This is a genomic window from Erythrobacter sp. SCSIO 43205 (genome assembly GCF_019904235.1).
Lineage (GTDB): Bacteria > Pseudomonadota > Alphaproteobacteria > Sphingomonadales > Sphingomonadaceae > Erythrobacter.
This window is the reverse complement of record NZ_CP063202.1, coordinates 243,204-262,336: the sequence shown is the minus strand read 5'-3', so window position 1 is coordinate 262,336 and position 19,133 is coordinate 243,204. Positions and strand designations below refer to the sequence as shown.

Annotated in this window: 26 protein-coding genes, 1 tRNA gene and 1 pseudogene; 3 read left to right on the top strand and 25 right to left on the bottom strand. The window is 56.1% G+C overall.

What is annotated here, in order from left to right:
• Positions 1-24 precede the first annotated feature (24 nt).
• The 6 genes from INR77_RS01315 to INR77_RS01290 all read right to left on the bottom strand — a co-directional run bounded on the left by INR77_RS01315 (position 25) and on the right by INR77_RS01290 (position 5,247).
• The gene (locus INR77_RS01315; protein WP_223072166.1) at positions 25-933 is read right to left on the bottom strand and encodes an alpha/beta hydrolase; all 909 of its coding nucleotides are present in this window, start codon (positions 931-933) and stop codon (positions 25-27) included.
• 116 nt (positions 934-1,049) lie between these two features.
• Positions 1,050-2,846 (bottom strand): hypothetical protein, encoded by a 1,797-nt coding sequence (locus INR77_RS01310; protein ID WP_223072165.1) that lies wholly within the window; start codon positions 2,844-2,846, stop codon positions 1,050-1,052.
• A gap of 136 nt (positions 2,847-2,982) precedes the next feature.
• A complete protein-coding gene (locus INR77_RS01305) occupies positions 2,983-3,420 on the bottom strand; it encodes a DUF2141 domain-containing protein (RefSeq protein WP_223072164.1) in 438 nt (145 codons plus the stop codon).
• Complete coding sequence (locus INR77_RS01300) at positions 3,417-4,199, bottom strand: sterol desaturase family protein (RefSeq protein WP_223072163.1); 783 nt, start codon at positions 4,197-4,199, stop codon at positions 3,417-3,419. Before INR77_RS01300 ends, INR77_RS01305 begins: the two co-directional genes overlap by 4 nt.
• Positions 4,200-4,256: 57 nt before the next feature.
• The gene (locus INR77_RS01295; protein WP_255573854.1) at positions 4,257-4,799 is read right to left on the bottom strand and encodes an MmcB family DNA repair protein; all 543 of its coding nucleotides are present in this window, start codon (positions 4,797-4,799) and stop codon (positions 4,257-4,259) included.
• A gap of 64 nt (positions 4,800-4,863) precedes the next feature.
• Positions 4,864-5,247: a hypothetical protein gene (locus INR77_RS01290; RefSeq protein ID WP_223072162.1), complete on the bottom strand. Its 384-nt coding sequence runs from the start codon at positions 5,245-5,247 to the stop codon at positions 4,864-4,866.
• A gap of 194 nt (positions 5,248-5,441) precedes the next feature.
• Here INR77_RS01290 and INR77_RS01285 point away from each other — a divergent pair.
• Positions 5,442-5,518: transfer RNA gene (locus tag INR77_RS01285), tRNA-Arg, on the top strand.
• A gap of 190 nt (positions 5,519-5,708) precedes the next feature.
• Entirely contained in the window at positions 5,709-6,050 is a 342-nt protein-coding gene (locus INR77_RS15995; RefSeq protein ID WP_223072161.1) for a membrane lipoprotein lipid attachment site-containing protein, read from the top strand.
• Between the two features lie 53 nt (positions 6,051-6,103).
• Here INR77_RS15995 and INR77_RS15990 read toward each other — a convergent pair.
• From INR77_RS15990 to INR77_RS01225, 12 genes and pseudogenes are all read right to left on the bottom strand, one after another.
• A pseudogene (locus tag INR77_RS15990) lies at positions 6,104-6,268 on the bottom strand (hypothetical protein); the annotation flags it as partial.
• On the bottom strand, positions 6,213-6,890 hold the full coding sequence (locus tag INR77_RS01275) for a hypothetical protein (RefSeq protein WP_223072160.1): 678 nt from the start codon (positions 6,888-6,890) through the stop codon (positions 6,213-6,215). The gene INR77_RS01275 and the pseudogene INR77_RS15990, both read right to left, overlap by 56 nt.
• 90 nt (positions 6,891-6,980) lie before the next feature.
• Positions 6,981-7,448 (bottom strand): hypothetical protein, encoded by a 468-nt coding sequence (locus INR77_RS01270; RefSeq protein WP_223072159.1) that lies wholly within the window; start codon positions 7,446-7,448, stop codon positions 6,981-6,983.
• A gap of 326 nt (positions 7,449-7,774) precedes the next feature.
• Entirely contained in the window at positions 7,775-8,098 is a 324-nt protein-coding gene (locus INR77_RS01265) for a hypothetical protein (protein WP_223072158.1), read from the bottom strand.
• Positions 8,095-8,298: a hypothetical protein gene (locus INR77_RS01260; protein WP_223072157.1), complete on the bottom strand. Its 204-nt coding sequence runs from the start codon at positions 8,296-8,298 to the stop codon at positions 8,095-8,097. The genes INR77_RS01265 and INR77_RS01260 overlap by 4 nt, the downstream gene beginning before the upstream one ends.
• A complete protein-coding gene (locus INR77_RS01255; protein ID WP_223072156.1) occupies positions 8,291-8,488 on the bottom strand; it encodes a hypothetical protein in 198 nt (65 codons plus the stop codon). The genes INR77_RS01260 and INR77_RS01255 overlap by 8 nt, the downstream gene beginning before the upstream one ends.
• 3 nt (positions 8,489-8,491) lie before the next feature.
• Positions 8,492-8,740, bottom strand: coding sequence for an AlpA family transcriptional regulator (locus tag INR77_RS01250; protein ID WP_255573853.1), 249 nt, complete (start codon positions 8,738-8,740; stop codon positions 8,492-8,494).
• A gap of 36 nt (positions 8,741-8,776) precedes the next feature.
• A complete protein-coding gene (locus INR77_RS01245) occupies positions 8,777-9,127 on the bottom strand; it encodes a hypothetical protein (RefSeq protein ID WP_223072155.1) in 351 nt (116 codons plus the stop codon).
• A gap of 488 nt (positions 9,128-9,615) precedes the next feature.
• Positions 9,616-10,776, bottom strand: a complete 1,161-nt coding sequence (locus INR77_RS01240; RefSeq protein ID WP_223072154.1) for a tyrosine-type recombinase/integrase — start codon at positions 10,774-10,776, stop codon at positions 9,616-9,618.
• A 221-nt stretch (positions 10,777-10,997) separates the two neighbouring features.
• The gene (locus tag INR77_RS01235; RefSeq protein WP_223072153.1) at positions 10,998-11,771 is read right to left on the bottom strand and encodes a Crp/Fnr family transcriptional regulator; all 774 of its coding nucleotides are present in this window, start codon (positions 11,769-11,771) and stop codon (positions 10,998-11,000) included.
• Between the two features lie 66 nt (positions 11,772-11,837).
• The gene (locus INR77_RS01230) at positions 11,838-12,632 is read right to left on the bottom strand and encodes a Crp/Fnr family transcriptional regulator (RefSeq protein WP_255573852.1); all 795 of its coding nucleotides are present in this window, start codon (positions 12,630-12,632) and stop codon (positions 11,838-11,840) included.
• Positions 12,633-12,741: 109 nt separating this feature from the next.
• Positions 12,742-14,187 carry a mechanosensitive ion channel family protein gene (locus INR77_RS01225; protein ID WP_223072152.1) on the bottom strand — a complete coding sequence of 482 codons (1,446 nt, stop codon included), beginning with the start codon at positions 14,185-14,187 and terminating at the stop codon, positions 12,742-12,744.
• A 152-nt stretch (positions 14,188-14,339) separates the two neighbouring features.
• Between INR77_RS01225 and INR77_RS01220 the strand changes: the two genes are divergently transcribed.
• Positions 14,340-15,098, top strand: coding sequence for a sigma-70 family RNA polymerase sigma factor (locus tag INR77_RS01220; protein ID WP_223072151.1), 759 nt, complete (start codon positions 14,340-14,342; stop codon positions 15,096-15,098).
• A gap of 109 nt (positions 15,099-15,207) precedes the next feature.
• On the opposite strand, the gene INR77_RS01215 is transcribed toward INR77_RS01220, so the two are convergent.
• The 7 genes from INR77_RS01215 to INR77_RS01185 form a co-directional block, all read right to left on the bottom strand.
• A complete protein-coding gene (locus INR77_RS01215) occupies positions 15,208-15,393 on the bottom strand; it encodes a PLDc N-terminal domain-containing protein (protein ID WP_223072150.1) in 186 nt (61 codons plus the stop codon).
• Between the two features lie 199 nt (positions 15,394-15,592).
• Positions 15,593-15,826 carry a hypothetical protein gene (locus tag INR77_RS01210; RefSeq protein WP_223072149.1) on the bottom strand — a complete coding sequence of 78 codons (234 nt, stop codon included), beginning with the start codon at positions 15,824-15,826 and terminating at the stop codon, positions 15,593-15,595.
• A 137-nt stretch (positions 15,827-15,963) separates the two neighbouring features.
• A complete protein-coding gene (locus tag INR77_RS01205) occupies positions 15,964-17,016 on the bottom strand; it encodes a DNA topoisomerase IB (RefSeq protein WP_223072148.1) in 1,053 nt (350 codons plus the stop codon).
• A gap of 30 nt (positions 17,017-17,046) precedes the next feature.
• Positions 17,047-17,532: a host attachment family protein gene (locus tag INR77_RS01200; RefSeq protein ID WP_223072147.1), complete on the bottom strand. Its 486-nt coding sequence runs from the start codon at positions 17,530-17,532 to the stop codon at positions 17,047-17,049.
• Positions 17,533-17,695: 163 nt separating this feature from the next.
• The gene (locus INR77_RS01195; RefSeq protein ID WP_223072146.1) at positions 17,696-17,911 is read right to left on the bottom strand and encodes a DUF2945 domain-containing protein; all 216 of its coding nucleotides are present in this window, start codon (positions 17,909-17,911) and stop codon (positions 17,696-17,698) included.
• Between the two features lie 42 nt (positions 17,912-17,953).
• Positions 17,954-18,631: an NAD(P)-dependent oxidoreductase gene (locus INR77_RS01190; protein ID WP_223072145.1), complete on the bottom strand. Its 678-nt coding sequence runs from the start codon at positions 18,629-18,631 to the stop codon at positions 17,954-17,956.
• A gap of 46 nt (positions 18,632-18,677) precedes the next feature.
• The gene (locus tag INR77_RS01185) at positions 18,678-19,079 is read right to left on the bottom strand and encodes a DUF2177 family protein (RefSeq protein WP_223072144.1); all 402 of its coding nucleotides are present in this window, start codon (positions 19,077-19,079) and stop codon (positions 18,678-18,680) included.
• Positions 19,080-19,133: the final 54 nt, after the last annotated feature.

The following is a 19,133-nucleotide window of genomic DNA, read 5'->3' as shown; positions in this document are numbered from 1 at the left end:
TGGGCCTGAACAGGAACTGAAGTTTTACTTCTGTGCCTTCACATAGCGAGCAAAAGTCGCGATTTGATCGACAATATCGCGCCGATTGCGCCACGGCGATGCAATCGAGATGAGCGGATCGGTGTGGCTCATTGCAGGATAGGTGCTCAGCGTGGCCGTGCCTCCCGCCGCTTGTATTTTCCTGGACAGGCGTTTGGAGTGAAACAGCCCGACAGTCGTATCCTCTTCGCCGTGGATGAGCAGCATGGGCGGGGCATCGCCGTTTACATTGTTGATCGGCTGAGTGGCTTTCAAGGCCTGTTCTTCCTCGACGTGGCCAAAGGCGGCCTTAGTGCTATCGCTATCAAGGGGCAGGAAATCATAAGGCCCCGAAATGCCGACGATGCCTGAAATAGCGTCTGGTGCAAGCGAATGCGCCCGCAGCCATTTTTCCTCCAATGCGACCATCATCATATTGTATGCGCCAGCAGAATGTCCTGCTAAAACAATGTGTTCAGGATCACCGCCATAAGCGGAAATTTGCTCGCGGACTTGCGCAAAGGCACCCGCTACATCCTCCACCATTCCCGGATATTGCCCCGCTTCACCAAGGCGATAGCCGGCGAGCGCTACGATAAAACCGCGCTCCACAAAGGCGCGGCCGACAAAGTCATAGCTTTCCGGATCGCCCGAATTCCAGCTGCCTCCGTGTACGAACAAAAGGACCGGGCGCGCATGGTCCAAAGTAGGTCGCTCTTTTGGTCCCCAGATCAGCAATTTTTGATCCGGGTGATCGCCGGTCGTGATCTTCGCTTTCAGCTCGGCCCCGCCATCACCGCCCGAAACCCTGTCAACTGCGCTCAAAACCGCTGGCCCATCGCGCGCAATGGCAATCTGCAAGGCGATGGCGGCCAGTGCCACAACAGCGAGGATACCGCCAATGGTCCATGCCATAATGCAAAGGTGTCCTTTGGATCTGTGGGAAGCAGGCGTGTTCATCTGCCCCCTCTATTGGGGGGCAGGGCGCTTAGCGTAAAGAGCCAAAAGGCAATTAAGGAGGGCGCGCGGCCTTATCCGACCAGTTTCTTGCCTGCGCGTTCGATGAGGGCGACATCATCAGTAATCTCGCCGATCATCGCGACGTTGCCTTCGCCATCGCGGCGCACCATCACCAGGCTGAATTCCGGCCCTTCTGCAGAAAGCGTATCGAACATCATCGCTTCAAGTTCGCGCAATTTCTTGGCCAGTTTAGCGCGTACATCACCTTCATTTTCAACGGTTTCGCCCGCTTCTTCGCGGCGCAAACGCCGTTCGGATGCAACGACCGCTTTTAGCCCGCCTTCAGCCTCGGCAAGGAAGCTGGCAAGACTGCCACGCTCAAGGCCCAGACGGTGTGCGTGGGTAAGGACGGCTGCATATTCGGTTAGGCGCGTTTTGTCGTAATCGTGACCAAAAACGAGTTTGACAACGGGCGTCATCGGCGCGCGTTCCTGGACTGTCAGACCACTGTCAGCGATCAATTCCTCGAAAGCTTCCGGCTCGTCCTTGGCTGCGAGCGATACATCGTATGCGCGGCCTACGGCTGCATAAAGCGCCTGGCGGCTGCGATCTTCGGAAGCAGCTGCGTTTTGAGCGAGTTCACGGGCAGAGGCGAGGCAATCATGCAGCGTTGCCTCAGGGTCAAAAGCGATAGGCGCGAGAGTCGGCCCGTTTTCGCTTTCGAAAACCAGCTCTTGGGTATCAGAGGCAGGTTCATCGAACTGCGCAGGTGCAGCGGTGCTTTTATCGGACTTAACAGGTTCTTCGACCTTGTAGTCGTCAGGATCGAAGCGATCTGCATCGAGGTCGACAGCCTTCTTCGACGGCGCCTCGATATAGTCGGCAAGCGAGGCAAAACTATAACTTGGCGTGTAGTCTTCGTCTTCGTCGATCTCTTCGCCAAATTCATCGACTTCAGGCTCATCAAGTTCAAATTCGTCAAAGCGAGCCCCGAACTCAGGCGTTGGCAGATCATCGTCAGGCGTTGATGAATTCAGAGCATCGCTAAAGGAGGCGATATTGTCGTCTCCCTCCTTTTCGATCTCGTCTTCGATCTCATCTTCCCAGTGTTGCGCGTCGTTAGCCGCAAGCGGCTCGTTCTCGATCTCTTCGTCGTGAAGCGGCGAATCGGCCCATTCGGTCACCGGTCCGGTGTTGTGCTTTTGCGGCTCGTTTGATTCTTGAGCATCGCCAGAGGCAAGCTTGTCATCAATCGCCTGATCAATCGCGAGCAGAAGTTCATCAGCCGTGGCCGCGTCTGCCATCTCTTTCCAGTTGATCACGCCGTAGATGAAATCAATGGTTTCATCATTGCTAGAAAACGGAAGCAGGATCCCACGATAAAGGACCGATGCGCCGCGTTCATTCACAAATTCTGCCTCAAACCCGATGGGGGCCTGATTGGCGAGGATTTGCATATAATGATCGGTGATACGGCTCAAAAGCGAACGCGGCGGCACATCGGAGAGTTTCTGGATTGCTTCGCCATTGGCATCGCATTCTTCGGCAAGCTTTGCGCCTAGAAATTGCACCGCAGGGTCTTCGATACCGTGCGAGAAATCGAGTAGAACCGAATTGGGGCCAAAATCATCAAGGTCTTCAGGCGACAGCTCTTCAATCGAGGGGAAGGTGTTCTCGCCCAGCAGGCTCGCCCAGTGATTGTAGGCGCGCACCTGCATCCGGCGTTCGTCCTGACCGATTGATGCAGGCGGTAGATCGCCTGATACCTGTTCGTCATCGGGGCTATCGTCCAGACGATCATCCACGTCCCAAACCGGCGTGTCCTCAGCCCCAAGGCCGCTGTCAAAAGGTCCGCGCAATGTATCCATGGTCAGGCCAATCGTCCCCAAAACGTGTACGTGCTTTGGAAAGCTTGTGGCCTTACGTGGTAAACATCCCGTTAAGCGCGCATGGAAACTTCAAGTTTTGTCCCTGAGGAGCGCAGCAGGTGCGAATGCTGCTTGCCTAAAGGAAATACCGCATCTTGATGGTCATCTTTTTTGGCGCATCGGTAATGGTGAAAACCGCATCGTCCCAATCAGGTGGTGCCATATTGACGGGCGCATCGCGCGAAAAGCCATAGCCTTCCTTAGGTGCCATGCCGAGAACGCGGTTGGCTTTCCCGTCTTCGTTTTCATCATGCAACAGCGCAATCGCATAATCGCCCGGTGCCACATCATCAAAACGGATGGTAAGCGTGTTGGAGGCCTTGACTACAGTGCGGTGCGAGTTGGGATCACGGCGGCATTTGGGAAAGATGCTTTCCTTTGTTGTCATGCAGGCCATGACCACGCCTTTGGTGTTGCGCAGATCAGTGACTGTGATGGTCACTGACCCTGCGTTTGCAGGAGCGGACGCCGCTGCCAAAACGCCGCCGCTTAAAAGGAGCGCCAAGCGGCTCATGGAAGAACGGCTGCGTCCTCTTGCGCTTTTTCGTTGCGCGCAAACCGGCGCGAGAGGCCGTGGTCGGTGCCGCAAAGCCTGTCCCAAAAGCGGAAATAAAGCCCGTAATTGCATCGGTAATCCTCGTGATGCCTTTCGTGATGGCTCGCCGTTATCACGCCTGCGCCAAACGGGGAATGAACAACACTGCGCGGGAAAATCTCCCAACCCATGTGATTGATCACCCCCATCACCGTCGCCACGCTCAACACCACACCGAGCATCGCCAGATGGATAGGCACGAGAAACACCAAAACAGGGATCACAATCGCGCCGGACACGCTTTCAAGCGGGTGAAAGCTCATCGCGGTCCAGACGGTGGGCGGCTTGCTGTCGTGGTGAACCTTGTGGGCAAGCTTAAACAGGGTCGGCCAATGATGCATCGCGCGGTGGGTCCAATAAAACCAGGTGTCTTGCGCAAACAGATAAAGCAGCACCGACACTGGCAGATACCACAGCGGATAGGCGTTCCATTCGGTGTAAATCAGCGTGTAGCCATGGTGTCGCCATAGCCAGAAGACGATGCCCGCTGGCACGCCGTAAATCACCGCTGCGATCAGAGAATAGCGTATCTCCATCGCGATTTGCCCGCGCTGTTTTGAATAAAGGCCGGGATGCGCTTTGGCTGTGATCCAGGCAAAAGCTCCGCTCGCCATAAAATAGCGCAGCGCAACCATCACGCTCATCGCGCCGCCAACGATCAGAAAGGCGAGCCAGAAGGGGGTATCACCGGGAACCATTGCGCGCAGGTTATGGCCCAGAATACCTGTTGCGCAAAGCCACTTGAACCAAAGCGTTCAGCCAGCGCTGTTCACATCTAAGCAATGGGGATCAACCAGCGCGGTGTTGCGACGCATTGCAGCGCGCGCGAGCTTTTCGACCTGCGATTTGCGGCGGGCGGCGGCGAGCGGTTCAAGAGGGGCGTGACGCAGAATCTCCGCATCATAACCATCAGCCACGATCACGCCGCATCGCTCGGGCAAAAACGCCTCACTTTCAAGCGGTGAGCGATCCAGTTCAGGGGGCACGCCCCAAAAGAACCGGTCGCAAAAATCGAGGTAATCGGGCCATTTATTGTCGCCCATCAAGTCGCCGCGTGCGACCTTGATCTCAACCAGAATGATCTGTCCGCGCGCATCAATCCCCATAAGGTCCGCGCGCCTGTTGTTGGGTAGCGCCATCTCTTCGACGCACCAGATGTCATTGCGCGCAAACAGTCGCTTGATCCCTCGCGCGACCTCTTGGGCGGTAGGTGTTTGGCTACCAGTTGGCGCGTGCGTTTCGGCAGCGCTGGTCCCTGTGGCAGAAGCATTAGGCAGCGGAAAGGATTGGTGAATCACGTCTGAGGTCCCGTTCATGGCGCGAGATTGGAACATAATGCGAACGCGGTCAAGAACGATCACGTCATACCGGCACAGGCTCCAGCACCGAGAGGACAGCCTCCCGCGCGTGATACAGCTCGCGCCACAGGGCAAGCGCAGGGGCTTGTACGTCCTGGTGCCGGGCCTGGACTTCCAGGATCGCCTGAAGGCCCACTGCCACCAGCATTTCCATATCCTCAAGGCCCCGCAAAGCGGCTGTGGCTGCACGCTCGTCAGCGTGGGTGAGAAGGTCTGCTATCTGATTGCTGCCCTCATTGCTGACCTGCGGCTTCAGATCGGCAAGCGCGGCGATTTGTTCGCCCTTTCTCTCCAGCGCTTCCCAACGCTCTTCAAGCGATTGATGGGCGGGTGCCACCGCGAGGATTGCAGAAGCGGGACGATGGGAGTGAGAGGGTGTCGCTGGCATATAAAGGGAGTAGCGCTGAGCTTCTTGCCGATTGGTTAAGCTGCTCCCGTGTGGGAAACCAAGGGCGGGTGTTTGATCCTTTATTTGCCATGAGGCGTTTTAGCGACTGAGGGGCAATTATGACTGGCGTGTGGACCAGACCCTTGCTAACTGCCCTCGCGCCTTGCAAATATATCTTTGCATATGAGCGATCAGCACCCGTAGCTCAGCTGGATAGAGCGCTGCCCTCCGAAGGCAGAGGCCAGAGGTTCGAATCCTCTCGGGTGCGCCAATATTTCAATGACTTAGCAAGATTGCTTTTCGTCCGTACGGAACGGGTACGGAAAACCCTTGCTGCTTTCGCTTATGGTGGCCACCCCGACGGCACGCCATTTTTCGTTGCTCCTATAGACCTAAGAAACAGCTCTTGACTATTATTTGATTGGTAGTGAAGTATTGAATACTCTATTGTTGGGGTAGCGATGAAAAAAATAATCTTTTCGATCTTAGCGATTGCCGCTGTTTCTGGGTGCGCGTCAACCGGGTCAGTGCTTTCGAAAGAGCCAACCGAAGTTTACACAATTGATAAGGCTCCTAGCGCAGTCGCTTTTTGCTTAGCCAATCGAAACGACGTACCTGTACTTGACCGCCAAGATGGGTCGAAAGTTGTTCTAATAAAGAATGGATATGGGGGCGTCTCGCTAGCTTTTTCAATCTTCCCTGAGGGCGAGGGTAGCCGGATCGAATATCGAAGAGAGTTTGGAACCATTGGCGGACAGTGGAAGAAGTGTGTTGGTGCCGAGCCATGGCAGGACGACTTCTGAGCGTTTTAACCCTCTGGCAGTTTTTAACGCAGGCTATGCCAAACGTGCTGGGGCTAATTGGCCTCCAAATCCGAAACCAGTTGCGCCACTGCACTCAGATAGCGCGCGGTCTCTCCGGCTGTCGCTGACCGCGCCCCATGCTTCCAAGCGTTCTGATTGTCTTTAGGCGCTCCCGGATTGGTCCCGCCGTGCATCCTGCACCTTTTCTTGCCCTTTACCGCTGGAGATTGACACGCCGTCCCGTTGCGGGTCTTGGCTAAGCACCTCGGGGCCTTTGCCAGTTGTTCCGGTTGCGTGGGATTGTTTGCGGGTTTTTCCATTTTGCCCCCCTTTGTGCTGGTGAAATTGGTCCGCAACCACTGCTTGCCCGCCCTCATTGACGTGAACGTGCTTCACAATTTGTTCGCGCGGCTGGTGAAGCTTTGAGAGAGCCTCAAGCGTTGCGCGGCAATTGCTTTGGGCTTTGAGGGCCAGACGCATATATCGCTCAGAGGCGTGCAAGTGCTCGCCCATGTTTATCGCTGATCGCCGCGCCAATTCTGTAAAGATTGCATCGAGCGAAACCGCCTGAGCGGCAAGCAATTGGCTGGCAAAAGCTTTGTCGCCATTCTCTGCCTGAGCCATCACCTCTTTCAGCACTTTCACGTCATGCTCGATTGACTGTTGCCGCTCTCTGCCAAATGACGGCGCTGCAAATGTGGCCGCCGTGTTTGCATGGCGCACCGCTGGGCTTAAGGTTAGTCGGGAAAAGGTAAGCTCTTGGCTTTCCCCGTCTTGGGGCTTTGCTTCAAGCTTGTTGCTCGTCTCTTGGCTCTTGGTCTTTTTCTTATTTCTACTCATTAGAACTAACCTCGCGCGCGCGGGTGAAAAAACTGGGTTTGCGATAAAGTTTTCATTTTGCCCCGGTCTACGGTTTGAAGGTGCAAGGAATTAACCGCCCCCTCCCCTCTCTGCTCGCGCCTTGCGGCCAATGTTCTGAGACGTGCTGCACCGCCTGCCCACGATAACGCCTTGCGGTTTGTCCGGGTCGCGCCCCTTCAAGACATACGAGAGCACGGCCTCGCAATTTTTCTGGTGCAATGGCGGGTTGCTCAGTTCCAATCCTAAGCGCCCACCAATCGGATCGCTGTGAATGATATTGGCAGAGTAGGGGCGGCCCGTAATTTGCTTGAGCCACCGCTTTTGCGCCGCCGGAAGTCCATTCACGCAAGCTGCCGGGATGTGGATCAGGATGTGCGCGTGCCAGCATTTGTCGCCAGTGTTTTCGTGAACCCAAAGCCATGCCGTGCGAGCACCGCGCCTTGCGAGCCACTTTGTGAGCTTGTCGATGAATGCGCCCGTGGCTTTCGCCATGCCCTCTAGAGGCACACCAGCGGCTTTCCAGTGTATCGTGACCATTCGGGTCAAAGGCAGTCCTACAAGGCGCGAATGACGCTCAGCGGCCCCTAGATTCGCTTCCTGTGCCTTTGTGAGCTGCCTTGTCTGTCTGTCTGCGCGGTTGCGTGCGCCTCCCCTTCCTGTCGCCTTACCACAATTGGCTGCACCACTTTGGTTTAAGTAATTTATTGCATCTGCCGTGCCATTCTCGGCGAGCGTTGCAATTTGGCGGGTTTCTGAGCGAGCGGGCGTGTTTGAAACTTCACCGAAAGTTGCCCCCCGGTGAAGTTTCATAACTGCGCCATGCTCAGTGGCTTTTGCGCGTTCTGAAGGCATGGCTAGGCCAATCACGCTGCGCTCTTGGCGATGGTTTCACCATCATTCGCCGCAACCCAAACAATGGCCGCTTTGCCGCTTGAATTGCGTCGCCGCTGTCCGCTGTCCCGGATCAATCCTTTGCGCCTCAATTCACTTGTGCGCGGCTGGATTGAATAGCGGTCCATGCCGAGGTTGGCGGCTAATTCGTCAGCCGTAAGTCCGCGCTCTTTTGCCGCTTTGATCGCAGTGTGGGCGAGCCTTTGCAGTCGTCCCAGCTTGGGAGCGAGCGCGTTTGCAGCGGCAATGGACGTATCGACATTGCGATGGCCGGGTGCATCAGGATAGCGGCTCATTTTGCGCCTCCCAATGCCAGAGGGGGTAAGGCGTTTTTCTCAAGCAGCTTTGAAAGCCACTCTGCCTGAGCCTCACTCATGGGCGAAGGGTCAACCGCAATTTGCCCCAGGAATTGCCCCGCTTTGCGTGTGAGACGGTATCCGCCATTGAGTAAAGCGAGAGCTGCCGAGCGATGGTTTTTGAAAGGTTGCTCAGTCATTCGCCGCCTCTCCAAAGCAATGCCTCGCCAGCTCCCGCGCCCACGGGCCGGAAAGCTGGAATTGAGCAATAAGCGTTTGCTCCTGTTGCTCCTGCGCTGTAAGACGGTTGTGCAACCAGCGACCTAGTTGATTGCGCGAAGCCGGGGCGATAGCAGCGCCCCGGTTTTGCTCTTTTGTAGGGATACTCATCGTTCATTCTCCCGCGCCATAGGTGGGGAGAGAGGCCAAATAGGCTTCAAGCTCCGATACGGGAATTAAGGTGCGCCGTCCTGCTTTGATTGCGCGCAATTCACCAAGCTTGAGTGCTTGATAAATGCGAGAGCGCGATAGACCTGAGGCTTGTACCGCCTCGGGGATTTGGTAGTTCAATTGAGAAGCCATATTTAACTCCAGTTGGACACTGGCAAACTCGCCAGCGCTTGATTGAAGCTTACATTGCATGGGCGCGCTCATTATTCTGGGATGCAAACTTGTCCTCTATCGGACGAAGCGCCACAGCGGCACACCGCTGACTAAGTTTCGGCTTTCAATTGTAGTCGCCCATGCCTCTGCCTGCTCAAGAGCTGGTGCGACCCAAACGGGATCGAAGACAATGGCTTCAAGCTCTATTGACTGCCTTGAGCTTCTGCGTTCCTCGCTAATCGCCCTAGAGAGCCTGTTCCACTCGGCGATAGCAGGAGCATCGTGATGGCCTTCGTCAATCGCGCGTTGGCAGTCTGGTGTGATCGCCAGCCAATCGGCTTGAAGTTGCTTCAACTTCTCGCTTGGCTCCTCACGTTTTTGCGCCGCCGCTGCAATCTCGTTTGCCGCTGCTAAGGCCATGTGCACGATTGGACGGCGCTTCCGCCATATCGCGGCTCTTACATTGCCAGCATCATCGAGGCTTGAGCGCGTCCAATCGTTGTCGACTGCAAGCCTTGTGGCATTCTTCTTGTTCCAGTGACTCGCGCCAAGCGAGCGCTGGCTAATCCCTCCGAAGCTTGAAAACCAAGGATGCTCTCTTGGGGCGCTTCCAAGGATTATCGCTTGCAGCCAGCTTCCTGCCTCCAAGGCCTGCCAAAGATCATTTGAAAAGGTTCTGAGCCCACGTTCAATCCGGTTTCTCTGAAGAGACTTAGGGTGCAAAAAATCTAGTTCAGGCACGGACTCGCCCCGGTGTCTCTTCCGTGCCCAAAACCACGCCTGTAGCAGTTTGCCCCCTGCCTCAAGCTTCCTTTGATTGTGTGGTCTCGCAATGCAGGTAAGTATCTGCATAGCAGCGAGCAATTCGTTGTCTGTCACGCGCACAATCGGACGATCATCAGTAGATCGCATCATTAAAGCGCCAGCTCGCCAAGCGCCTTGACCGCCGCATCGCTGGCAAGGTGCCCATAGTGCCGTTCAATCATCTCGGCACTGGTGCCGCTGATTTGCGCGATGGTGAGAAGCGGCAAGCCCGCGCTCACGAGGTCTGTGATCGTGCTGTGGCGCAAGGTGTAGGCAGTGGCTCCGACGGGTAGCTCTGCCGCCTTCACCGCCGCCGCAATCGGTTTTTTCCAGCTATTCTTATCCCATGCCTTGCCGTTGCTACGCATAAACAATGGCGCGCTTGGCAGTTTGTCTTTTGATTGCTCCACCATAACGCCCGCCGCCTCGGCTGGAAGCTGTATGCGCCGGGGCTTTCCCGTCTTGTCCTTCCCGATAGTCAATTCAGAGGTGCGCTTGTCAAAGTCGCCAGCCATAAGCGCGGCCATAGCGCCGGGGCGTAGTGGCAGGAGGCATAGCGCCCGAACGAAAGGTGCAATCTCGCTATCGAGCGCCCCGAGCAAAGTGCGCCGCTGATCGCGGTCTAGGTAAAGGGTGCGCTGCCTATCTGCATTTGGGATAGCCCTTAGCGCCTCTTGCCATGCCGCCTCGCTCTTGGGCGCGCCGGGGGAAAGTACTTTCGAGAGCGCCGCCCTCAGCACGGCCATATCGCGATTGACGGTTGAAGGGGCGCGCTTGCGGGTGCGCGTCTCGCCTTCCTTTGAGCGGCTCACAAGCGAGGGCGTTTCCTCCAGCCGCTCGCGCCATTCCTTAAGGTGCCGCTTGCGCAGCTTGTCGAGCTTCACTTTCCCAAGCGGATCGCCGTAAACATAGCGTTTGAACCGCGCCTCGGCTTCCGGTTTGCTCTCTGCATACTCGCGGCAAGCATCCGCAACGGTTTCGAGCTTGGCGCGTATCTCCCCGCCCGCTTCGACATATTCAGCGAGTTTTTCAGCTTCCTTTTTTGCTGCCGCAAAGCGTGCATTGCCTGCCAGTTCGCCAAAGTCGCCTAGCGATTTGAGCTGATACTTTCCGCTGTCCTCATCATAGGCGCGCGCAATCCATGTACCTGCCCCGCCTCGCTTAGAGGGGCGAAAGCCAAGAAAGCATCCTGCCCGCAAGCGCTGCCAATGCGGCTCGCGCTGCCTCTTGAGCCTCTCTCGCTCGCCAACCTTACTCAAATCTAGCGCCATTGCGCACCGCCCTTTTCGTTTCGTACGGAATGCGTACGGAATACATGGCGGGACGGAATCAGACAAGCCTACACGCAAGGCCCTGCTATTAAACGGTTTCTAGTATCCGGCTTTGTCCATGATTATATCTAAAACCTGCCCTCCGAAGGCAGAGGCCAGAGGTTCGAATCCTCTCGGGTGCGCCAGTTTTTCGGGGATGGCTTGTCGCGGTGTGCGCGCGGTCATTCCCAGCCTTCATTCAGTTGCAGAGGTCCGTCGCCGTACAGATAGCTCGCGTCGAAACCGGCGTATTTTCGTAGAGCGTCCCAGTCCTCTGTGTAGAGAGTACCGCGTCTGATCTCTGCCAATTCAAGCTCTCGAAGCTTGCTCAGGGCGCGGTTGGCGTGGATGGCGCTGACGCCTGACATATCGGCGATGTCTTTTTGCGTGAACGGCGTGCGCACCACCTTGTCACTGGCTCGGCCAATGAGTTTCAGGCGGCTTTGCAGCTCGCAGAATATATGCGCAATCCTTCGCGGTGCATCGAGGCTTTCCATGATTTGGACCCACTTGCGGTGGATTGACGCATCAAGCAGCGTTGCAAACCACATGGCGCGCGCAATATGCGGCCGCTCGCGCATAACGCGCTCAAGCTTCGCGTGTTCGACCATAGCCACGCTCACATCGTCGACCGCGACGATCGAGTGGTCCAAACGCTTCAGCGCAAAAGAGTGCAGATCGACGAAATCGCCGGGCAAGTGGATGCCGACGATGTGCCTATTGGTCCCGCGGTTGATTGTGCGGAACATAAAGCCGGAGACAAGCATCGCGCTGACATCCATGCGATTGCCCTGATGCACGAGTGTTTCGCGTGCGGGCAGGATGCGAGGCTGGTCGAACAGGCCCTCAATATAGGTGAGGTCGCCGTGATTGAGATGTTTGCGAAGGCGCCCTGCCAGAAAATCGCCGCTCAGCGGAAAATCCTGCGTTGCAAAGGCACTGCGTCTGATGTCCATGAGCTTGGCAATACAGACAGTGAGCGCAGCCGGTCTATTGACAGATGTTAGGCTTTTGAAATTTTCTTAAGCACTAAGGGCGCGCTCTTGTGAATAGCCTTCTCGCAAATAATTCGTGCCTTCGCCGTAGAGATAATCTGGCTCGAACAGACCGAACGCTTCGAGGCGTTTGCGATCGCTGAATTCCACCCGGCCGCGTACAAATTCTGCGATCCCCTCTTCGCGCAATTCGCGCAGCGCGCGGTTGACGTGAATAGTGGTTGCGCCGCACATCTCGCCCAGTTCAGACTGGGTCAAAGGCGTGTCGAAACCGTTTTCCTGCGCCAGACCCACCATTTGAAGCCGATGCCAGATTTCAGCAAAGATATGCGCAATGCGGCGCGCGGTGGTCAATTGCTCAAGCTTCATCACCCATTCGCGGTGCATGGCCGCATCAAGCAGGGTCGAGTACCACAAAAGCCGCGCGAGCTGGGGACGCTCTTCCATGATCTTGCGCAGGCGCTGATGCGAGACATAACCGACTTTGGCGGGGCCGATGGTGTCGATGTTGTGATCAAGCCGCTTGAGCGCAAAGCAGTGCAAATCGACGAAATCTCCCGGCACATGGAAGCTGACCGCATGGCGGTTTTCCGGTCCATCGATGGTGCGAACGACAAAGCCTTCGATAAGCATGGTCGAACGATGGTAAACCGCGCCATGTTCAAGGATGCGCGTAGGCTTTTCGATTGTTGCGACTTCGTGGATGGAGTCTTCGATAATGTCGCGCTCTTCCTCGGTCATGGCATGGCGCAAACGACCCGCGAGAAAGCGTCCGGTGGTGGGCCATCGCGAAAGTTCGCTTTCAAGGTCAATCCTGTGCACGCTGGTTCACCTTTATTGCCCCCTATTGCCAGCCATTTATCACCTTCGCGCGTTTATGGCGAGTAAGCTTCGCAAAGCGCTGCGCCAGGGGGTCATCCGAAGAAATCACTCACTCAACGGGCCGTGTTTCGTCGAGTAAATCCTCGGCGTTCGTTTTCGACCGCTCCTTCTCTACGGTTTCCTTGATCGCGCTGTCAGGGGCGACATCGTTAAGGCTTGGATCGGTGGCTTTCATGCGTTCAGGGGATGGCGGTGTTCGGGTGGCTTGATCACTGCTCTGGCCCTGCTCTTGCACTTGCGCGGTGAGAGCGGCTGGCATCTGGTCAAACCGCAGCCGATATATGGGTTCGGGCAGGGTAAAGCCGTTTTCTTCAAGCGCGTTTTTAGCGGCCCGAATTGCGAGGCTGCGCGCCTTTGGAAAATCGGTATTGCGTTGATCAACCCAGGCAAAAAACCGCAGGACGATGCTCGAATCGCCCACCTCTTCGATGATCCCGAAGGGTTCCTGTGTCTCCAATAGAAACGGCAGCGCCTTCAGCGCCTCGACACCCGTTTCAATGCCCAGTGCGGGATCATCCTCTGCATCAACGCCGAGCACGAATTCAAACCGCCGTTCGGGGTTGCGAGTGTAATTCAGGATGGTTGCCTTGAACACATCCGCGTTAGGGATGCGCAAATGGTTGCCTTCCATCGTCATCAAAATGGTTGCGCGCGAGGTCAGGCGGATGACAATCCCTTCGCGATCACCGATCACCACGTGGTCCTCGGAACGAAACGGTTGGCGCAGGCTGAGCATGATCGAGGCGACATAATTCTCCAGAGTATCGCGCACCGCAAAGCCTATGGCGATGCCGACCACACCGGCACCGCCAAGGATCGTGCCCATCAATGCGTTCGCGCCTAACAGGTTAAGCGCGCCCACAAGACCAATGATAATGGCGATCACGCGCACGGCTTGAGCCACAAGCTCTGCCAAAAAGACATTCGGCAGTATCGCACTCCACAGTGATTTCCAGCGGGCGAGCAAATGCCCGGCCATTGCGATCACGAGAAACAAGACGATGGCAACCGCAAGCAGCGGCAAGCCGGCTATCACATCGTCAATTTTACCCGAAAGCCCTTCGACCGCGGGCGACAGATTGCTTTCAATATCGCGAAGCCGCTCGATCTGGTCGCGCACCAGAATGACGCCTTCGACCCGCTCGGCCAAAGCGATAGCCTCTTGTGCGGCCTCACCGTTGGCAACCTCTCCGCTAAGAGTGACAACGCCGGATTGGGTGATGACACGAACGCGGTCCAGTCCACTCAGCTCATCGTAAATCGACGTCAGGCGCTGGGTGATCAGAGCATCGAGCTGATCTTGATCGGCGGCGACCTGCTGTGCGTCGGCGACATCAGGGGCCGCAATCTCAATCGGGTTTTGCGATGCGCTTTCATCGCCTCCCTCGTTCTGAGCCAAGGCGGGGTGAAATTGCGCCAATGCGAGGGAAAAGAGGCCGCATAGGGCCAATTTCAGAGCTGCCGCTTTCGCGCTGCCGAGTTTCATTTTCACCATGGCTGATAATTCCCCCGGCACAAAAACCACAAGCCGTTTAGCAGGAGCGCCGCATCGGGAAAACTTGATTGATGTTAAATCAGGAACGTTGTTGCCCTTGCGCCGTCTATTGGCTGTCGCCCAGCCCGGCGATCTCCTTTGAAAGGGAAATTATGACAGCTCAAGTCCAACCTGCAAACTCTGCGCCTCGCACCAAGCCGATCCGCACGAACATTTCGCGCAATCCGGCAACCGCAAAGGGGTGGACCGAGCCGCGTCATCCTTGGCCCCGGACAAAAAAGAAGCTCACAAAGGCCCTTTCCGCCCGCAAGTTCCAGGCGCAGATGGTTGCCTCGCAAGATGCGCTTAAGCGGTTTGCAATGAAGCTTTGCAAACGCGAAGATATGGCGCAGGACCTCACGCAGGAGACACTCCTCAAGGCTTGGGCTGCGCGCGACCAGTTTAAGCCGGGAAGCAGTTTTTTGAGCTGGTCCTTCACGATCCTTCGGAACACCTGGCTCAATCAAGTGCGGCGTCAAAAGAAATTCGTCGCGGAATATGATGAACAAGCGGCGCAAAATACGCTTTGCGCGCCGCCATCGCAATTGACCACCTTTGACCTGGCTGACCTGCAAAGGGCGATGTCCGAACTGCCGCTCGATCAGCTCGAAGCCGTCATGCTCGTAGGGCCCGGTGATCTGACCTATGAGGAAGCGGGCAAGATCCTGGGATGCGCTGCCGGGACAGTCAAAAGCCGCGCCTCGCGTGCCCGCGCTACGCTTTGCGATATTGTGGAGGGTGGCAGGGTGAAGATGGCGCTTGCCGACACCGCGAATGCCACTGATATCGCCGAGATTTTCGTCGCCGGGATCAGGGAAGTTGAACACGGCGGCCGAATTGAAAACGTGGTTAATTTCAAACAGACGCGCTGACCGCCTCGTCCATAGCAACACAAAACGCCGCGCAGCTTCGAGCCACGCGGCGTTCTGTTTTTCGAACGGAGAGGCGCGGGGCCCCTCTCTTTCAATCAGAGGCTTATCTTCACGCGGTCTGCATCGTTCCACGCGGGCCAAAGATGAGCCACGCAATCACGCCGATCACGGGAAGCGCGAAAATAAGGATCGTCCAGACGATCTTGGCCGCGACAGATGAGCCTGAGGTCCAGATGCTGAAGAGGGCCCAGATGTTGAGGGCAAGAACGAGTAAGCCAATAATTCCATATTCCATGGTACATTCCTTTCGAGTGTGAGCCGACTAGCCGGCGGTTTCTCCCTTGCTTTCCATAATAAAGCTACACGACACTTCGGCACTCGTTCCAACAAAGTCATTCTTTTGAATTACTTAAGAAAAGCAAAGGCCCCGCGCTCCTAATGGAGTGCAGGGCCCTCGATTGCGTGTATTTTGAATTACTAGCTTCAGGGGAAGCTTATTGACTTTGCTCTTCGTCAACATTGCCCGGTTCAACTTCGAGCACTGGAACTTCGACCGTCTCAGTGTCGGTTGTCACTTCGGGGCCGTCGACTTCATATTCAGGCATATTGCCCTCTTCGACGTTCACATCGACATCGGGCATTTCGCCTTCTTCGGTTTGTTCAACATCACAGGCCGCAAGAGTGACAGACGCGATGAGCGCAGTGGTGATTGCAAATGTCTTTTTCATTGTTCCGTTCCTTTCACCCTTGCTTAGGAACGAGCGCATGAAACGTTCCAAATTGGTTGCAGAATTTTCATCTGCGAAGGATTGATCTTGTAGAATAATAGCCTTTTGAGGCAGGTATAAATCGCTTGGGCACCGGCTTATGCCACCTTTATCCCTTCCTTTTCAGCAAGGAAGCAGAGCATGGCGGTTTCCGTCCGGGTCAGACCCCGCGCCGATTTGTCGATGCCGCTGATCAGGCTTTCGCGCTCATCAAACGGCGTGTCTTTCAGATCGACGATTGCCGGATGAATGTAGCTGCTGCGCGCAATGGCGGGAGTATTGCGCAAAGTGCGCGCTGCTTTTTCGCTCATCCCTTTGATCGTCAGCGCTTCATCGCTCAAAGCGTGTTCGAAGGCTGCCAGAGAGCCTGCCCAAGTGCGAAACGTCTTGGCCGAAATCTGTTCGTTTTCGGTAACGTCCTGAAGCCAGCTATTCACTTGTTCTGACCGGAGTCTGTAAATCTCGCCGTCGTCACCGACATAGCGAAACAAGGTTTTGCCTGGCAGGTCGTCAATATCTTCCAGAATCGTGAGCAGGCGGCTGTCTTTCACCTGTCTGCGCACTCGTTTGCCGCCTTTTGCGGTGTAATCGAGGTGCAAAGTGTTGTTGGCGACGCGCACATTGCCTCTCTTGAGGGTCGATGCACCAAGAGCGCTGTCCGATCCGCCAGTGCTGCCGATGCGCAAAGGTGCATCATCAAGCAGGCGCACGAGCGCTGCGGTGACTAGCTCGCAGTCAGCCTGATCGCGTTCGCGAAACGCGCGCCGTATACGGCGGCGAATGCGGGGCAGCTTGGCGCCAAAGCCCAAGAGCGTGCTGAATTTGGTGCGTTCGCGATAGGATCGCCAGGCCGGGTGATAGCGGTACTGTTTGCGCTTGGCAGCGTCCGTGCCAGTGGCTTGGAGGTATCCATTGGGCGCAGGACAAATCCAGACATCCTCCCAAGCCGGGGGTATGCCTAGACTGTCGATCCGCGCCCTGTCGTCATCACTTATCGCGGCCTTTGCACCGCTATGGCGATAGATGAACCTGTCTTTTTTGCGGATACGGGTGATCCCCGGCGTCTGTCCGTCAATAAAGACAAGGTCATCGGGGGGATCTGGCTCGCTGCGCGCACCGCAGGCTTCCTGAAGAGCGGATACAAGCTGCATGGAAGTGCCGGACGCTGCGCGCGGCCACGCTTACGCGTTCTCGGCGATCAGCTTTTCAATTTCGTCGATCTGGTGATTGGTCAAATCCTTGTCGATCTCTGCAATGATGCGTTTTTCGACTTCCTGATGCCATTCCTTGCGCAGTTCGCCCATGGTTGACGGGTCTGCTGCGACAATCAGCTCGTCGAATTCGCCGTGATGGGCGCGCTTGTAAAGCATTTCGGCAAGCTCGCTCGCAAAGCGTTCTTTCGCAAGCTGGTGCCAATCGGTGTCATCGACCGCTGATTTATGGCCAGTGCCATCAAACATCCGCCCGCGGCGGTTGGCCGCCTGTTCACGGTTGGGCGGATTGTCCTGTTCCTTGGTCCGCACAACATCGAGGTTCGGGTGTTTTGCATCGCCCACATTGCGCAGGAACAAGGCTTTCTCGCCGTCCGCAATCAAAACCAGACAGTCGCGACGCACATTGCTTTTGTCGTTGTCCAGATCGGGGAGGGATTGAGTTTCATAGACCATGGCGGGCTCCTTGTTTGCTTCTTGGCAATCTCGTTTGCGGCTGTTTGGCGCGTCGCGTGAGCGTCAGATCATCGACCGCATCACAACCTTCATTCCAGATAGAGATTTACGCGCCCAAAGTTCCAAATTCGCCATGCTTGCTCAGCAAATGGCTCATTTGGTACTACGCCTTGCGCACCTCGGAATGGCTTTTGAACACTTCTTGGCCATCAGCCTGTTCAATCTTGTAGGACGGGCAATCTTCGCTGGCATCGCGGGTCACTTCATTGCCATCGATTTTAAGGGTGCGTTCCTGCGTGTAGACTTGCACGATTTTGCCTGAGGCGGTTCCATCGCCCCAGTCCCACTGAACCTTTGTGCCTTCTTCATATCCACTCATCGGATTTGCTCCTTTCTTGAATTGTCGGGGAAATGTTTGAATTCAGATGATCTCTTCTGCCACGGCCTCAATGGATGTGTCCTCGTCCGGTTCCTCAGAGGCGACAGCAGGTTTTGCGTGCACCCACTTGTCGTGCTGCACCGCGTCCAGAAAGACATTGGCGATATCGCCCGTGCGACTGCGCACGAGGTCTTCGCGAATGGTGTTTTCGGTGACGATCGGGTGTTCGGATGGCGGCGCATCCATGATCCAGCCGGGCCGAACCGCAGTCCATCGCAGCGTCTCCTGATCCGCAAGATGCGCTTCCATGCGCTCCATCTGTTTGAACACACGAGAAAGCGCGGGCAAAGTTGCGCGAAAATGCAACGGACCGCGTTCAAAAGTTTCGACAAAACTTGCGGAAATGACGGCTAAGCGATCGATCCCTGTTTGTTTCATCGCATATGCAATGTTGAGTGTGCCGTCGGTGTAAAGCGGCGGGGGGTCAAGCAAGGTCGCCGGATCATTGCCCACTCCAAGGCATGAGAGCACCGCGTCGGACCCTTCAAGCGCATCGGCCAGATCGTCATTCAAAACATCGGTTTTGAAGTAGGTCACCTTGTCATTGGACGTGCTGGTTTCGTCGTGCGAGGCAGCCTTCACGCTCATCCCTCGCGCCACGGCTTGCTCCACCACACGCGACCCGACCCGGCCTGTCGCTCCAAAAACGGTTATTTGCATTTGTGGTGTCCTTTTGATGTCGAATGGACGTTCGTGTCGCTTTGGATCAGCCGAAAAACCGAACCGCGATGAATGTCGAAAGTGCCGATGTGGCGCCGGTCGCAAAGGCGCCCCAGGCGATGTCGGCAAGGCTCACTTTCGTGGACCAGACTTTCAAAACCGCCTGGCTCGTCAGGTCATAAGTGGCGTAGGCAAGTCCGCCTAAAGCAGCGCCGTTGAGCAGAGCAGCACTTACGTCCTGTGCAGCCACAGCCGGCGCGATCACGAACCATCCCATGCCAGCCAGATAAAGCGCATAGAACACCAAAGCAGGGGCGAGCCGAAAGTCGTCGGCCATGACTTCGCCAATGGCAGGACGATAGAAATTCGGCCCGGCCCAGCTTAGCCAGATGGCATCAAGGGCGCCGAAAATGATCGCTGCCGATATGAGCGCGATTGTAAGTTGCACGAATTCAACTCCTGAAGGTGATTGTCCTCACCCGTACAAGGCAAGGAATAGATC

Excerpts from the sequence above, each read along its gene's own strand:
- INR77_RS01315 (WP_223072166.1), bottom strand. The coding sequence starts at position 933 with ATGGCATGGACCATTGGCGGTATCCTCGCTGTTGTGGCACTGGCCGCC.
- INR77_RS01310 (WP_223072165.1), bottom strand. The coding sequence starts at position 2,846 with ATGGATACATTGCGCGGACCTTTTGACAGCGGCCTTGGGGCTGAGGAC.
- INR77_RS01305 (WP_223072164.1), bottom strand. The coding sequence starts at position 3,420 with ATGAGCCGCTTGGCGCTCCTTTTAAGCGGCGGCGTTTTGGCAGCGGCG.
- INR77_RS01300 (WP_223072163.1), bottom strand. The coding sequence starts at position 4,199 with ATGGTTCCCGGTGATACCCCCTTCTGGCTCGCCTTTCTGATCGTTGGC.
- INR77_RS01290 (WP_223072162.1), bottom strand. The coding sequence starts at position 5,247 with ATGCCAGCGACACCCTCTCACTCCCATCGTCCCGCTTCTGCAATCCTC.
- INR77_RS15995 (WP_223072161.1), top strand. The coding sequence starts at position 5,709 with ATGAAAAAAATAATCTTTTCGATCTTAGCGATTGCCGCTGTTTCTGGG.
- INR77_RS01275 (WP_223072160.1), bottom strand. The coding sequence starts at position 6,890 with ATGAGTAGAAATAAGAAAAAGACCAAGAGCCAAGAGACGAGCAACAAG.
- INR77_RS01270 (WP_223072159.1), bottom strand. The coding sequence starts at position 7,448 with ATGGTCACGATACACTGGAAAGCCGCTGGTGTGCCTCTAGAGGGCATG.
- INR77_RS01265 (WP_223072158.1), bottom strand. The coding sequence starts at position 8,098 with ATGAGCCGCTATCCTGATGCACCCGGCCATCGCAATGTCGATACGTCC.
- INR77_RS01260 (WP_223072157.1), bottom strand. The coding sequence starts at position 8,298 with ATGACTGAGCAACCTTTCAAAAACCATCGCTCGGCAGCTCTCGCTTTA.
- INR77_RS01255 (WP_223072156.1), bottom strand. The coding sequence starts at position 8,488 with ATGAGTATCCCTACAAAAGAGCAAAACCGGGGCGCTGCTATCGCCCCG.
- INR77_RS01250 (WP_255573853.1), bottom strand. The coding sequence starts at position 8,740 with ATGCAATGTAAGCTTCAATCAAGCGCTGGCGAGTTTGCCAGTGTCCAA.
- INR77_RS01240 (WP_223072154.1), bottom strand. The coding sequence starts at position 10,776 with ATGGCGCTAGATTTGAGTAAGGTTGGCGAGCGAGAGAGGCTCAAGAGG.
- INR77_RS01235 (WP_223072153.1), bottom strand. The coding sequence starts at position 11,771 with ATGGACATCAGACGCAGTGCCTTTGCAACGCAGGATTTTCCGCTGAGC.
- INR77_RS01225 (WP_223072152.1), bottom strand. The coding sequence starts at position 14,187 with ATGGTGAAAATGAAACTCGGCAGCGCGAAAGCGGCAGCTCTGAAATTG.
- INR77_RS01220 (WP_223072151.1), top strand. The coding sequence starts at position 14,340 with ATGACAGCTCAAGTCCAACCTGCAAACTCTGCGCCTCGCACCAAGCCG.
- INR77_RS01215 (WP_223072150.1), bottom strand. The coding sequence starts at position 15,393 with ATGGAATATGGAATTATTGGCTTACTCGTTCTTGCCCTCAACATCTGG.
- INR77_RS01210 (WP_223072149.1), bottom strand. The coding sequence starts at position 15,826 with ATGAAAAAGACATTTGCAATCACCACTGCGCTCATCGCGTCTGTCACT.
- INR77_RS01205 (WP_223072148.1), bottom strand. The coding sequence starts at position 17,016 with ATGCAGCTTGTATCCGCTCTTCAGGAAGCCTGCGGTGCGCGCAGCGAG.
- INR77_RS01200 (WP_223072147.1), bottom strand. The coding sequence starts at position 17,532 with ATGGTCTATGAAACTCAATCCCTCCCCGATCTGGACAACGACAAAAGC.
- INR77_RS01195 (WP_223072146.1), bottom strand. The coding sequence starts at position 17,911 with ATGAGTGGATATGAAGAAGGCACAAAGGTTCAGTGGGACTGGGGCGAT.
- INR77_RS01190 (WP_223072145.1), bottom strand. The coding sequence starts at position 18,631 with ATGCAAATAACCGTTTTTGGAGCGACAGGCCGGGTCGGGTCGCGTGTG.